A 13,189-nucleotide genomic window follows, 5' to 3' on the forward strand; every position below is an offset into this window, starting at 1 on the left:
CGCTGGCGGCCGGTTCACGCAAAGACGCCCGCCATGGCGGTCGCCGGCAAGACCGGCTCCTACAGGATGTCCGCTGGTACCCGCACCTGGCCTTCCATCAGGATCCGCGCGCTGCGGCTCATCACCGCGCGGGTCACGCTCCACTGGCCGTCGGCCTGGGCCACCGAGGCGCCGACCCGCAGGGTGCCGGAAGGATGGCCGAAGCGCACCGCCTCGCGCGCGCCGCCGCCGGCGGCGCGGTTGACCAGGGTGCCGGGCACCGCGGCGGCGGTGGCGATGGCCACCGAGGCGGTGCCCATCATCGCGTGGTGCAGCTTGCCCATCGACATCGCGCGCACGTTCAGGTCGATGTCGCCGGCGGCGATACGCTTGCCGCTGGACGACACGTAGTCCCGCGGCGGCGCCACGAACGCCACCTTCGGCGTGTGCTGGCGGGTGGCCGCTTCCTCCGGAGTACGGATCAGGCCCATGCGCAGGGCGCCGGCGACGCGGATCGCCTCCAGCTTCGCCAGCGCCGCCGGGTCGCCGTTGATCGCCGGCTGCAGCTCGGTGCCATCGAAGCCGATCGCACCCGCATCCACGAACACGGTGGGAATGCCGGCGGTGATCAGGGTCGCTTCCAGCGCGCCGATGCCGGGCACCTCGAGCGTGTCGACCAGGTGACCGGTGGGGAACATGCTGTTGCGAGCGGGCGAGCCGCCGCCTTCGCCCTCGTCGGCCGGGTCGAGGAACTCCAGCACGATCTCCGCCGCCGGGAAGGTCACCCCGTCCAGCTCGAACCCGCCGTCCTCCTGCACCTGGCCGCCGGCCACCGGCACGTGGGCGAGGATGGTCTTGCCGATGTTGGCCTGCCAGATGCGCACGGTGCACACGCCATCGGCCGGAACCCGCGCCGGATCGACGTAGCCGGCGTGGAGCGCGAACGCGCCGGCGGCGGTGGACAGGTTGCCGCAGTTGCCCGACCAGTCGACGAAGTCCTGCTCGATCGCCACCTGGCCGTAGAGGTAGTCCACGTCGTGGCCGGGCCGGGTCGAGGGCGCCAGGATCACGCACTTGCTGGTGCTGGAGGTCGCCCCGCCCATGCCGTCGGTCTGCTTGCCGTAGGGATCGGGCGAGCCGATCACCCTTTGCAGCAGGCGGTCGCGCGCCCGGCCGGGCGCCTGGGCGGCCGGCGGCAGGTCCTCCAGGCGGAAGAACACGCCCTTGGAGGTGCCGCCGCGCATGTAGGTAGCGGGGATGCGCAGCTGCGGCGCGTGCGGTCGGGTCGGATGCGCCATGTCAGGCCGCCTTGCTCGATTCGAGGAAATCCTGGGCGAAGCGCTGCAGCACGCCGCCGGCCTCGTAGATCGAGACCTCTTCGGCGGTGTCCAGGCGGCAGGTGACCGGCACCTCCTGCGAGCTGCCGTCGCGGCGGTGGATCACCAAGGTCAGGTCCGCGCGCGGGGCGCGGGTGCCGACCACGTCGAAGGTCTCGGTGCCGTCGATGCCGAAGGTGCGGCGGTCCTGGCCGGGCTTGAACTCCAGCGGCAGCACGCCCATGCCGATCAGGTTGGTGCGGTGGATGCGCTCGAAGCCCTCGGCCACGATCGCCTCGACCCCGGCCAGGCGCACGCCCTTGGCGGCCCAGTCGCGCGAGCTGCCCTGGCCGTAGTCGGCGCCGGCGATGATCACCAGCGGCTGGCGGCGGTCCATGTAGGCCTCGATCACCTCCCACATCCGCATCACCCGGCCTTCCGGCTCCAGCCGCGCCAGCGAGCCCTGCCGTACCTGGCCGGCCTCGTCGCGGACCATCTCGTTGAGCAGCTTGGGATTGGCGAAGGTCGCGCGCTGCGCGGTGAGGTGGTCGCCGCGGTGGGTGGCGTAGGAATTGAAGTCCTCCTCCGGCACGCCCATCTTCGCCAGGTATTCGCCGGCGGCGCTGGAGGGCAGGATCGCGTTGGACGGGGAGAGGTGGTCGGTGGTGATGTTGTCGCCCAGCACCGCCAGCGGGCGCATCCCGCGCAGTCTGCGCTCGCCGGCCAGCGCGCCTTCCCAGTAGGGCGGGCGGCGGATGTAGGTGCTCTGCGGGCGCCAGTCGTACAGCGGCTCGACCTTCCCGCCGTGCTCCGCGCGCACGTCGAACATCGGGCCGTAGACCCTGCGGAACTGCTCGGGCCGGACGCTGGCCTTGACGATCGCGTCGATCTCCGCGTCGGAGGGCCAGATGTCCTTCAGCCGCACCTCGTTGCCTTCCGCGTCCAGGCCGAGCACGTCCTTCTCGATGTCGAAGCGCACCGTGCCGGCGATGGCGTAGGCGATCACCAGCGGTGGCGAGGCGAGGAACGCCTGCTTGGCGTAGGGGTGGATGCGCCCGTCGAAGTTGCGGTTGCCGCTGAGCACCGCGGTGGCGTACAGGTCGCGCTCGACGATCTCCTGCTGGATCGCCGGGTCCAGCGCGCCGCTCATGCCGTTGCAGGTGGTGCAGGCGAAGGCGACGATGCCGAAGCCCAGCCGCTCCAGGTCCGGCAAAAGTCCCGATTCCTCCAGGTACAGCTGCACCGCCTTGGAACCCGGGGCGAGCGAGGTCTTTACCCACGGCTTGCGCGAGAGCCCGCGCGCATTGGCGTTGCGCGCCAGCAGCGCGGCGGCGATCACGTTGCGCGGATTGGAGGTGTTGGTGCAGCTGGTGATCGCGGCGATGATCACCGCGCCGTCGGGCAAAAGTCCGCGGGCTTCCTCTTCGCGCGCGGCTTCCAGCTTGGCCTCGTCGGCGATCCCGCGCTCGGCCAGCGCCGCGGTCGGCAGCTTGCGGTGCGGGTTGGAGGGGCCGGCCATGGTCCGCACCACCGAGGACAGGTCGAACTCCAGCACCCGCTCGTACTGCGCCTGCGCCAGGTCGTCGGCCCACAGGCCGGCGGCCCTGGCGTAGGTCTCGACCAGGGCGACCTGGCGGTCCTCGCGCCCGGTCAGGCGCAGGTAGTCCAGGGTCTGGGCGTCGATGTAGAACAAAGCGGCGGTGGCGCCGTACTCCGGGCACATGTTGGAGATGGTGGCGCGGTCGCCGATCGTCAGCGCCGCCGCGCCCTCGCCGAAGAATTCCAGGTAGTGGCCGACCACCTTCTCCCGGCGCAGGAACTCGGTCAGGGCCAGGACCACGTCGGTGGCGGTGATCCCCGGCTGCGGCCGGCCGGACAGCCGCACCCCGGTGATGTCGGGCAGGCGCATCCACGAGGCGCGGCCGAGCATCACGTTTTCAGCTTCGAGCCCGCCCACGCCGACCGCGATCACGCCCAAAGCGTCCACGTGCGGGGTGTGGCTGTCGGTGCCCACGCAGGTGTCGGGGAAGGCCACGCCGTCGCGGGTGTAGACCACCGGCGACATCTTCTCCAGGTTGATCTGGTGCATGATCCCGTTGCCCGGCGGGATCACCTCCACGTTGCGGAAGGCGTGCCGGGTCCACTCGATGAAGTCGAAGCGGTCGGCGTTGCGGCGATCCTCGATCGCGCGGTTCTTGGCGAACGCGTCCGGGTCGTAGCCGCCGCATTCTACCGCCAGCGAGTGGTCGACGATCAGCTGCACTGGCACCACCGGGTTGACCTGGGCCGGGTCGCCACCCTGCTCGGCGATGGCGTCGCGCAGGCCGGCCAGGTCCACCAGCGCGGTCTGGCCGAGGATGTCGTGGCAGACCACGCGCACCGGGAACCAGGGAAAATCCAGGTCGCGGCGGCGCTCGACCAGCTGGGTCAGGTAATCGGGGAGCCGTGCCGGGTCGGCGCAGCGCACCAGATTCTCGGCGTGCACGCGCGCGGTGTAGGACAGGGTGGCGTACGCGCCGGGACGGATCGTATCGACCGCCTCGCGGGCGTCGAACCAGTCCAGAGAGGTGCCGGGGAGGGACTTGCGGTGCTGGCTGTTCATGGCGGGCGTGGGGCGCTGGCGTGGGGAGCGGCCGTCGCGGCCGCCGGGAGGCCGCGCATGGGCCGTGGTGCGGGAGGACGACGGCCACGATTCTACGATCGCCCGGTCGCGGCGCCGCGCGCGTGGGCGGCCGATCGCGCCGATTCGGCGGTGGCCATGCCTGATGCATTGATGCGGGCGATCAACGATTCCCGGCACGGCGCGAACGCCGGCGACGCGCATGAACCGCAGCCGAAGAGGCCGCTGCGGATTCACGGCGCGCTTGCGTTCCGCTCACGAGGCCTGGGCGCGGGAGGCGGCACATTGGCCCCATCCTCCGTTCGCACCGGGGCCCGCATGACCCTCTCCCCCGAACAAAGCCAGACCCTCGCCCGCCAGCTCGCCATCGCCACCCTGGCAGGACTTAACCTGCGCCAGGCGGTGCGCCTGCTGCTGGAGGTCGTTCCGGACTATCCGCGCCGGGTCGGCCAGGGCGCCAGCCTGGGGCGCGAGGGCGTGCGCTGGTTCGACGGGCGCATGGACGCGGTCGCCGACGGTATCTGGCGGGCCTCGTTCGACCCGGAGCTGATCCCGCTCAGCTGGCGCTCGGTGGTACCGGCGCCGGTGCGCCGCAGCGACGGCCTGTGGGGCATCGTTCCGCACGGAATCGACGTCGCCGCGCCGCCTACGGCCGAAGGCGACGATCGCCGCGAGCACGCGCCCCGCGGGCGCACTAGGAAGCAGCCGGCCCGGATCGGGCGAAGGACTCAGCCGCTGCAGCCGCCGCAGCAGACCGAGGGCACGATCGCGATGTCGCCGGCCGCGACCGGATGGCCGGCCGCCGACAGGACCAGGGCCACTTCGTCGTGGCTGGCGCAGGTGGACACGCGCAGGCGGCCGGTGGCCGGGTCCAGGTCGACCAGGCAGGCCGGGTCGGCGTCCAGCAGAAGGCGCTCGATGCCGGCGACGTCGACCGGAGTCTGGGGAATGCGGATGTCGAGTTCCATGGGGCTCTCCCTTGGGGAAAAAAGCCCGCCACCGCAGCGACGCGCTGCGGCGGCGGCAAGAAGAGGGTCCGTACCGCCGTTGCGGCGGCGATACGGGTGTCCCGCCAGTGCGCGGGACGGGGAGGCGCTTACTTGACGACGACCAGCTTGCCCTTCATCAAGGTCGAGTGGCCGGGGAAGCTGCAGTAGAAGCTGTAGTCGCCGCCGGCGGTGAGCTTGTTGCCGGGGAAGGTGACCTTGGTCTTCTGGCCGCCGCCGACCAGGTCGGTGTGGGCGATCACGCGCGCGTCGCCCGCCGGGACGTAGGCATTGGCGGCGCCGGCCTTGATCGCATCGCGGGCCACGCCGGCCATGTCCGGGGTCTTGGAGACGACCACGTTGTGGCCCATGGCGGTGGCCGGCAGCTTGCCGGTGTGGGTCAGTTCGACGGTGATGGTGGCGCAGCTGGCCGAGACCGTGGCTTCCTTCAGGTCGAACTTCATCGCGTCGTCGCCCTTGAGCGAGACGGTGCAGTTGCCGGCGGCCTGGGCCATGCCGGCGGCGCCGAGCAGGGCGATGGCGACGAGGGTGCGGGTGAGTTTCATGGGGATACTCCTGTCTGTGGTGCGTTGGGTGGGTTCGGATGGGTGGGGCGGTCAGTCGGTCGCGGCCAGCGCGGCGCGGACCTGTTCCAAGAAGGCCGGGTCGGGAAGGGCGTTGACCACCTCCGAGCGGCCGAGGACGCGGCCTTCGGCGTCGAGCAGGACCAGCACGCTGGTGTGGTTGATGCTGCCGTCCTCGCGGAAGCGGTAGCGCACGTCCAGCACGCTGGCCAGGGCGCGCACGTCGTCGGCGCCCGGGCGCAGGTAGCGCCAGTCGTCCGGGGTGCGGTGGTTGCGGGCGACCTCGGCCAAGGCCTGCGGCGAGTCGCGGGCCGGGTCGAGGGTGATCATGGCCACGCCCAGGCGCGCGCGCTGGGCGGCCGGCAGCTGCTTCTGCAGGGCCTTGGCGTTCTCCAGGATCAGCGGGCACATCAGGTGGCAGTTGGCGTAGAACATCGACACCAGCTGCGGCTTGCCGCGCAAGGAGGCCCATTGCAGGGACTGGCCGTGCTGGTCGGTGAGGCCGGCCTGGAGGTGGTACAGCGAAGCGCCCGGCAGCGCCGTCGCGGCGGCGGCGGGCGCGTCGGCCGCGATCGCGGCCGGGACCTGGCCCAGGGCCAGGCCGATGCCGAACAGCAGGGGAAGGATGGCGGATTTCATGGCTGGCTCCTTGCGCAGCGGAAACCGAGGTTGCCCAGGGTGGCCCCGGGCTGCAAAGCCGACAGCAGGACGAAACGCTTGACCACGCCGTAGTCGCCGGGGTCGTTGAAGGCCAGGGCGGTGGCGCCGCAGTAGCGCAGGCGTTCGCCGTCCTCCTGGCCGCGGCGGTCGCCTTCGCCGAGCAGCGAGGCGAAGTCCTCGCTCCACTCCCAGTGGGCGCCGTGCAGGCCGTGGATGCCGTAGGCGTTGGCCGGCGACTGCGGCGCGGCGTCCAGCGCGTGCGGGGTGCCGTCGCTGACCTGGCGCATGCGCCAGGCGCGGTCCTGGCGGGCGTCGTGGCGGGTGGCGTCGGCGGCCGCGGCGTATTCCCATTCCAGGAAGGTCGGCAGGCGCGCCTGCTGCTCGCGGCAGTAGGCGTCGGCGGCGAACCAGTTCACGTGCACCACCGGCGCGTCCGGGTCCACGCCCTCGCCGGGCGCGTCGGCCCGGGCCCAGTGGCCGAGGTAGCCGGGGCTGGCGAACACCGCCGGCACCCGGTCGCGCCGCCACTGCGGCTGGCGGGCGACGAACGCGGCGAACTCGGCGTTGCTCACCGGCCGCGCCATCAACGCGTAAGAGGCCACCGGCACGGTGCCGGCGGCCTCCTCGAAACGCACCGCCGAGCGGAACGGCCCGCCGGGGACCGCCTGCCAGGCGGCCTCCCCGCCGCGATCGCCGCCGTCCGCGCCGCTGGCGCCGGCGAGCGCCGGTGCCAGGGCCAGGAACAGCGTCATCAGGGACAGGGTGCGTTTCATGGTCGTGCTGCCTTGCGGGTGTCGCTTACTTGTACTGGCTGCCTTGCGGCGTGCCTTCCGGATACTCGATGTCGTGTTGCTGGCCGGTGTAGATGGCCGGGTCCTTCTCGCCTTCGACCTTGAGGATGCCCAGCGAGCCCTTGTGGAAGGTGCGGAAGATGCTGTGGTCCACCAGCACGAAGTTGCCGGGCACGTCGGCCTTGAACTCGACCACGGCCGAGCCGCCGGCCGGGATCAGCGTGGTCTGCACGTTCTCCTGGAAGCGGGTGCCGCCCTCGAAGTAGACCTTGTCGAAGATCTCGCCGATCACGTGGAAGCTCGACACCAGGTTCGGGCCGCCGTTGCCGACGAAGATGCGGATCTTCTCGCCGGCCTTGGCGGTCAGGGCCTTGTCGCCCTGCAGGGCGTCGACCGAGCCGTTGAACACCACGTAGGTCGGGTGCTCCTCGATCGCCTTCTCCAGGCTGAACGGCTGCAGGCCCGGCTCGCCGTGCGCGCCCTCGGTGTAGAAGTCGCCCTGGACCACGTAGAACTCCTTGTCCACCGGCTCCAGGCCTTCCTCCGGCTCGACCAGGATCAGGCCGTACATGCCGTTGGCGATGTGCATGCCCACCGGGGCCATCGCGCAGTGGTAGATGTACAGGCCCGGGTTGAGCGCCTTGAAGGTGAACTGGGTCTCCTTGCCCGGCAGGGTGAAGGTGGCCTCGGCGCCGCCGCCCTGGCCGGTGACGGCGTGCAGGTCGATGTTGTGCGACATGTGCGAGCTGTGGTGGTTCTTCAGCTTGAACTCCACCGTGTCGCCTTCGCGCACGCGGATGAAGCTGCCCGGCACGGTGCCGCCGAAGGTCCAGAAGTTGTAGGTCACGCCGTCGGCCATGCGCATGTCCTTCTCGACCATCTCCAGGTCGACGACCACGTGGGCCGGGGTCTTGCGCGTGATCGGGGCCGGCACGTGCGGCGGCGCGGTCAGCACCGCCTGGATCGTCTCCAGCGGGGCCGCGGCGGCGGGCTTGGCGGCGAGGGCCTGGCCGGCGAACAGCGCGCCGGCGATGGCGCCGGCAAGGGCGCAGGCGATGAGGGGGTTGCGACGGGTCTTCATGACGTTCTCTCTGGGTTCGTTGGTCTGCGGGGCCAAGGTTGCGACCGGCCCCGCGGGCGCTCCTTGATTTGCATCAATCCGGGCCTGCCGGCGGCGGCTCTCGATGCGGCGGCTTGACCCACGTCAAGCGCGGCGCGGCCGGCCGCAAACGTTTGACCCGGATCAAGGCATCGGTCCGCGGCAGGTCCCGAGAATGGACGCGTCGAAACGAGAGAACAGAAGAGAACGCGCCATGACCGTCCATCCGCTGTCCCGCGCCCTGGCCGCCGCCGTACTCGGCGCGGCCGTGGCCGCACCCGCCTGGGCCACGCCCAACCACCTGCACCCCGCGCCCGAAGTGGCGGCGGTCACCCAGCTGGACGGGGTGGTCGTGCTCGGCGTCGCCCCGATCGCCGCCTCCACCTTCGTCACCGATCCCAAGCTGCCGCGGCAGCCGGTGCCGGCCAGCGACGGCGCCGACTACCTCAAGACCATCCCCGGGTTCTCCACCCTGCGCAGCGGCGGCACCAACGGCGACCCGGTGCTGCGCGGCATGTTCGGCTCGCGCATCGCGCTGCTGACCAACGACGGCGCGCTCAGCGGCGCCTGCCCCTCGCGCATGGACAACGCCATGTCCTACATCGCCCCGGAGACCTACGACCGGCTCACGGTCATCAAGGGCCCGCAGACGGTGCTGTGGGGCGGCGGCGCCTCGGCCGGCACGGTGCGCTTCGAGCGCGAGATCCCGTACTTCGACCGCCCCGGCGTGCGCGCCCAGGGCAGCGTCCTGGCCGGCAGCAACGACCGCAACGACCAGGTGCTCGACCTCAGCGCCGGAACCCCGCGCGGCTATGTGCGGGTGGCCGGCAACCGCTCCGAGGCCGACGACTACGCCGACGGCGAAGGCCGCGAGGTGCCCTCGGCCTGGAAGAAGTGGAACACCGACGCGGCCATCGGCTGGACCCCCGACGAGGACACCGTGCTGGAACTGAGCGCCGACACCGGCGACGCCCGGGCGCGCTACGCCGGGCGCGGCATGGACGGCGCCCGCTTCCGTCGCGACAGCCTCGGCCTGCGCTTCGAGAAGAAGCACATCGGCGGCGTGCTCGACGCGGTGGCGGCGAACGTCTACCGCAACGAGGTCGACCACGTGATGGACAACTACAGCCTGCGCGACCCCGACCCGGCCAGCAGCATGCCGATGGCGATGGCCAGCAATGTCGGCGACACCAGCCAGGGCGGGCGGGTGGCCGCCACCTGGCAGAAGGACCGCTGGGAGATCACCGCCGGCGTGGACGGCAGGCAGAGCGAGCACCGCAAGCGCAGCGCGATGGGCCGCGGCGCCTACCGCGGCGTGGCCTGGAGCGAGGACGCGCGCTTCCGCACGCTCGGCGCGTTCGCCGAGTCGCACTGGCACCTGGACGAGGCCAACCACCTCATGTCCGGCCTGCGCGTGGACCGGGCCACGGTCGAGGACCTGCGCGCCACCACCGGCAGCATGATGCCGATGCCCAATCCCACCGCCGGCCAGCGCCGCGGCGAGACCCTGCCCGGCGGCTTCGTCCGCTACGAGCACGACATGGCCGGCCGCTTCGGCTGGTACGCCGGCATCGGCCACGCCGAGCGCATGCCCGACTACTGGGAGCTGTTCTCGCCCACCTACGGGCCGCAGGGTGCGGCCAACGCCTTCGCCGGCGTGCGCCCCGAGCGCACCACCCAGCTGGACGCGGGCCTGCAGTACCGCGCCGGCAACCTTGAAGCCTGGGCCTCGGTCTACGCCGGCCGGATCGACGACTACATCCTGTTCGACTACATGGGCGGCGGGATGATGGGCAGCAGCACCCGCGCCCGGAATGTGGATGCCGACATCGCCGGCGGCGAACTGGGCGTGGACTGGAAGCCGGGCCACGGGCTGAAGCTGTCGGGCGTGCTCGCCTACGCCTGGGGCGAGACCGCCCAGGGCCCGCTGCCGCAGATGCCGCCGCTGGAGGCGCGGCTGTCGGCCGGCGGCGAACATGGCGACTGGTCGTGGGGCGCTTTGCTGCGGATCGTCGATGCCCAGGACCGGGTCAGCACCCGCCAGGGTAATGTCGTGGGCCGCGACCTGGGCCCGAGCGCCGGCTTCGCGGTGTTCTCGCTCAACAGCGGCTACCGCTTCAGCGAGAAGCTGCAGCTGACCGCCGGGATCGACAACCTGTTCGACCGCGCGTACAGCGAACACCTGAACCTGGCTGGCAACAGTTCCTTCGGCTACCCGGCCGCGGCCGAGCGCATCGCCGAGCCGGGCCGCACGGCCTGGGTGAAGCTCAACTTCGCCTACTAGGCCTGGCCGCACGGCCCGGCGACCACCGGCGGGACCCACGCGAATGCCGGGTCCCGCAGCTGCTTTTCCTCCCAGCCTGAACGCTAGCGTCCAGGGACGGCCGGCGCAGGGTGTAGCATGGCCGCCGCAGGCGCCCGCCTGTCCTGCGCGTCGCGCAGGCCTTCGCGGCCGCCGTTTCGCTCCATCCCTGAGGAATACAGCCTTGGCAAAACCCAATTACTCCTTCGAAAAGCGCCAGCGCGAGATCGCGAAGAAAAAGCAGAAGGAGGAGAAGCTGGCGAAGAAGAAGTCCGCGCGCGAGCCCACCCCGCAGGATCCGGCAGGACAGGGCGCCGGCGGCACCGGGGCCTGATCCCGTCCCCTAGACTGGCGCGCCACCGCGCGCATCGATCGATCGCGGCCAGGCCGCGATCGTCCCCTGCCGGCAGCCACCGCCATCGCGCCAAGAAGAAGCCCGGCCTGAGCCGGGCTTTTCGCTTTCATGCCAGCGGGAGTGCCGCCGGTGGGCCGGTCAGGGCACCTGCTGCATGCCTTCTGGCCTGGGCGGGGTGTTCGCCGCGCCGTCGCCGTCGCAGGACCGCTCCTACAAGGGACCGTGCGTGGCCCAGGGCGAGGTGCCGCCGTCGTGCGTGGCCAGCTCGACGGTGTAGCGCTGGACGAAGCCGTCCGGCGTCTCCATCCCCGGCGAACCGGCCGGCATCCCGGGCAGGACCAGGCCGCGTGCGTTCGGGCGCTCGGCCAGCAGGCGGCGGATGTCACCGGCCGGCACGTGGCCCTCGACCACGTAGCCGTCGACCCGCGCGGTGTGGCATGAGCCCTTGCCGTAGGGCACGCCGAACTGCTTGCGCACCGGTTCCAGGTCCTCGACCTCGTGCACCTCCACCGGGAAGCCGGATTGCCGCAGGTGCGTGACCCAGCTTCCGCAGCAGCCACAGGCCGGCGACTTGTACACCTCCACCAGCGGCAGGGCGGTGGCCAGCGATGCGGCTGTGTCCACGGCCGCGTCGGATGCCGCCGGATCCGGTGCCGATACGGCAGCCGCAGCGGCGGGATCGGATGCGGTCGGCATGCCGCACCCGGTCAGGAGCAAGGCGGGCAGCAGCGGCAGGAAGGCGTGGAAACGGCGGTGCGGGATCATCGGGAACTCCGGAGCGTATCGGCGACGGCAACGGCATGCGAAGCCGGCGAGCAGTGTGCGTGGTCCGGTCACAGCCTGCGCTGACCAGGATCAAGCGGGCCGCGGGACCCGGCCGGCTCCGCCGCTTGACCTGCGTCATCGCCGCCCGCGCGCGACGCCACTAGCGTTCGAAGCCCGTCCGCCAGCCACAGCCCGCGAGGCCTCCGCCATGCACGACCTGCGCGCCTTCCTGCAGCACCTGTCCCGCCACCGGCAACTGCTGGAGATCGACGCGCCGGTCGATCCGGAGCTGGAGAGCACCAGCCTGTGCCTGCGCGCCCTGCGCGAAGGCGGCCCGGCCCTGCTGATGCACAACCCCACCGGCTCGGCCCATCCGCTGCTGGGCAACCTGTTCGGCCACCGCCGGCGGATCGAGCTGGCCATCGGCGACCGTCCGATCGCGTCCCTGCGCGAACTCGGAGAACTGCTGGCCGCGCTCAAGGAGCCGCGCTGGCCGTCCTCTCTGCGCGACGCGCTGGAAAGCTGGCCGGAACTGGCGCAGCTGGCCCACGTCGCGCCGAAGCAGGTCGAGGAGGCGGCGTTCTGCGAGCAGGTGATCGAGGGCCCGGGCGTGGACCTGGGCACGCTGCCGATCCAGCGCTGCTGGCCCGAGGACGCCGGCCGCCTGATCACCTTCGGCCTGGTCGTCACCCGCGGCGTGCACCAGGCGCGGCAGAACGTGGCGATCTACCGCCAGCAGCTGATCGGCCGCAACCGGGTGATCATGCGCTGGCTGGCGCACCGCGGCGGCGCCCAGGACTACGCCTCCTGGCAGCACGCCTGGCCGGACAAGCCGTTCCCGGTGCTGGTGGCGATCGGCGCCGACCCGGCCACCCTGCTGGCGGCGGTGGCGCCGGTGCCGGACACGCTGTCCGAATACGAGTTCGCCGGCCTGCTGCGCGGCGCGCGCAGCCGGGTCTGGCGCAGCGAGCTGACCGGGCTGGACGCGCCGGCCGGCGCCGAGATCCTGCTGGAGGGCTTCATCCATCCCGGCGACACCGCGCTGGAAGGCCCGTTCGGCGACCACACCGGCTACTACAACGCCCAGGGCAGCTTCCCGGTGCTGACCGTGGAGCGGGTGCGCATGCGCCGCGACGCGATCTACCACGGCAGCTACATGGGCCGCTCGCCGCACGACGAGCCCTCGGTGCTGTCGATGGCGCTCAACGACATCTTCGTGCCGATCCTGCGCAAGGTGTTCCCGGAGATCGTCGACTTCCACCTGCCGCCGGAGGCGTGCTCCTACCGGATCGCGGTGGTGTCGATCCGCAAGCAGTACCCGGGCCACGCGCGCCGGATCATGATGGGGATCTGGTCCTACCTGCGCCAGTTCACCTACACCAAGTTCGTGATCGTCACGGACGAGGACGTGGACGTGCGCGACTGGAGCCAGGTGATCTGGGCGATCTCCACCCGGGTGGACCCGGCGCGCGACAGCATGCTGGTGGAGAACACCCCGATCGACTACCTGGACTTCGCCACCCCGGTGTCGGGACTGGGCTCCAAGCTCGGCCTGGACGCGACCCGCAAGTGGCCGGCCGAGTCGGCGCGCGAGTGGGGCCGGCCGATCGCGCTGGACCCGCGGGTGGAGCAGAGGGTGGACGCGTTGTGGTCCTCGCTGCTGCGATCGCCGGAACCTGACCTGGATCAATGAGCACGTGAAGGCGCGCGCCTAGCATGGCCCTCCTTTCGA

General features: G+C 71.6%; 11 protein-coding genes. 3 read left to right on the forward strand and 8 right to left on the reverse strand.

All coding sequences use genetic code 11. The annotated features are described in order from the left end of the window. Positions 1–59: 59 nt before the first annotated feature. The 7 genes from prpF to nirK form a co-directional block, all read right to left on the reverse strand. Positions 60–1,277 carry a 2-methylaconitate cis-trans isomerase PrpF gene (gene prpF, locus CSC62_RS11405; protein WP_162406424.1) on the reverse strand — a complete coding sequence of 406 codons (1,218 nt, stop codon included), beginning with the start codon at positions 1,275–1,277 and terminating at the stop codon, positions 60–62. A 1-nt stretch (position 1,278) separates the two neighbouring features. Beyond that, complete coding sequence (acnD, locus tag CSC62_RS11410) at positions 1,279–3,897, reverse strand: Fe/S-dependent 2-methylisocitrate dehydratase AcnD (protein WP_162406426.1); 2,619 nt, start codon at positions 3,895–3,897, stop codon at positions 1,279–1,281. A gap of 746 nt (positions 3,898–4,643) precedes the next feature. Then, positions 4,644–4,883, reverse strand: coding sequence for a hypothetical protein (locus CSC62_RS11415; RefSeq protein WP_162406428.1), 240 nt, complete (start codon positions 4,881–4,883; stop codon positions 4,644–4,646). A 128-nt stretch (positions 4,884–5,011) separates the two neighbouring features. Continuing rightward, on the reverse strand, positions 5,012–5,467 hold the full coding sequence (gene azu / locus CSC62_RS11420) for an azurin (RefSeq protein WP_162406430.1): 456 nt from the start codon (positions 5,465–5,467) through the stop codon (positions 5,012–5,014). 51 nt (positions 5,468–5,518) lie between these two features. Further along, positions 5,519–6,124, reverse strand: a complete 606-nt coding sequence (locus CSC62_RS11425; RefSeq protein WP_162406432.1) for an SCO family protein — start codon at positions 6,122–6,124, stop codon at positions 5,519–5,521. After that, on the reverse strand, positions 6,121–6,918 hold the full coding sequence (locus CSC62_RS11430) for a formylglycine-generating enzyme family protein (RefSeq protein WP_162406434.1): 798 nt from the start codon (positions 6,916–6,918) through the stop codon (positions 6,121–6,123). Before CSC62_RS11430 ends, CSC62_RS11425 begins: the two co-directional genes overlap by 4 nt. Before the next feature lie 25 nt (positions 6,919–6,943). Continuing rightward, positions 6,944–8,017, reverse strand: a complete 1,074-nt coding sequence (nirK, locus tag CSC62_RS11435) for a copper-containing nitrite reductase (protein ID WP_162406436.1) — start codon at positions 8,015–8,017, stop codon at positions 6,944–6,946. Positions 8,018–8,249: 232 nt separating this feature from the next. On the opposite strand from nirK, the gene CSC62_RS11440 reads away from it, so the two are divergent. Continuing rightward, a complete protein-coding gene (locus CSC62_RS11440) occupies positions 8,250–10,319 on the forward strand; it encodes a TonB-dependent copper receptor (RefSeq protein ID WP_162406438.1) in 2,070 nt (689 codons plus the stop codon). A gap of 202 nt (positions 10,320–10,521) precedes the next feature. Next, the gene (locus tag CSC62_RS17785; RefSeq protein ID WP_170298365.1) at positions 10,522–10,671 is read left to right on the forward strand and encodes a hypothetical protein; all 150 of its coding nucleotides are present in this window, start codon (positions 10,522–10,524) and stop codon (positions 10,669–10,671) included. A gap of 231 nt (positions 10,672–10,902) precedes the next feature. Here the strand turns inward: CSC62_RS17785 and CSC62_RS11445 are convergent, their stop codons facing one another. After that, a complete protein-coding gene (locus tag CSC62_RS11445; protein ID WP_425502020.1) occupies positions 10,903–11,457 on the reverse strand; it encodes a DUF411 domain-containing protein in 555 nt (184 codons plus the stop codon). Positions 11,458–11,665: 208 nt separating this feature from the next. Between CSC62_RS11445 and CSC62_RS11450 the strand changes: the two genes are divergently transcribed. Continuing rightward, complete coding sequence (locus tag CSC62_RS11450; protein ID WP_162406440.1) at positions 11,666–13,150, forward strand: UbiD family decarboxylase; 1,485 nt, start codon at positions 11,666–11,668, stop codon at positions 13,148–13,150. Positions 13,151–13,189 lie beyond the last annotated feature (39 nt).

The organism is Pseudoxanthomonas jiangsuensis (assembly GCF_010093185.1).
Lineage (GTDB): Bacteria > Pseudomonadota > Gammaproteobacteria > Xanthomonadales > Xanthomonadaceae > Pseudoxanthomonas > Pseudoxanthomonas jiangsuensis.

Bases quoted from the DNA above. Each gene is read 5' to 3' on its own strand.
- CSC62_RS11425 (WP_162406432.1), bottom strand. From the start codon at position 6,124: ATGAAATCCGCCATCCTTCCCCTGCTGTTCGGCATCGGCCTGGCCCTG.
- CSC62_RS11445 (WP_425502020.1), bottom strand. From the start codon at position 11,457: ATGATCCCGCACCGCCGTTTCCACGCCTTCCTGCCGCTGCTGCCCGCC.
- CSC62_RS11415 (WP_162406428.1), bottom strand. From the start codon at position 4,883: ATGGAACTCGACATCCGCATTCCCCAGACTCCGGTCGACGTCGCCGGC.
- prpF (WP_162406424.1), bottom strand. From the start codon at position 1,277: ATGGCGCATCCGACCCGACCGCACGCGCCGCAGCTGCGCATCCCCGCT.
- azu (WP_162406430.1), bottom strand. From the start codon at position 5,467: ATGAAACTCACCCGCACCCTCGTCGCCATCGCCCTGCTCGGCGCCGCC.
- CSC62_RS11450 (WP_162406440.1), top strand. From the start codon at position 11,666: ATGCACGACCTGCGCGCCTTCCTGCAGCACCTGTCCCGCCACCGGCAA.
- acnD (WP_162406426.1), bottom strand. From the start codon at position 3,897: ATGAACAGCCAGCACCGCAAGTCCCTCCCCGGCACCTCTCTGGACTGG.
- nirK (WP_162406436.1), bottom strand. From the start codon at position 8,017: ATGAAGACCCGTCGCAACCCCCTCATCGCCTGCGCCCTTGCCGGCGCC.
- CSC62_RS11440 (WP_162406438.1), top strand. From the start codon at position 8,250: ATGACCGTCCATCCGCTGTCCCGCGCCCTGGCCGCCGCCGTACTCGGC.
- CSC62_RS11430 (WP_162406434.1), bottom strand. From the start codon at position 6,918: ATGAAACGCACCCTGTCCCTGATGACGCTGTTCCTGGCCCTGGCACCG.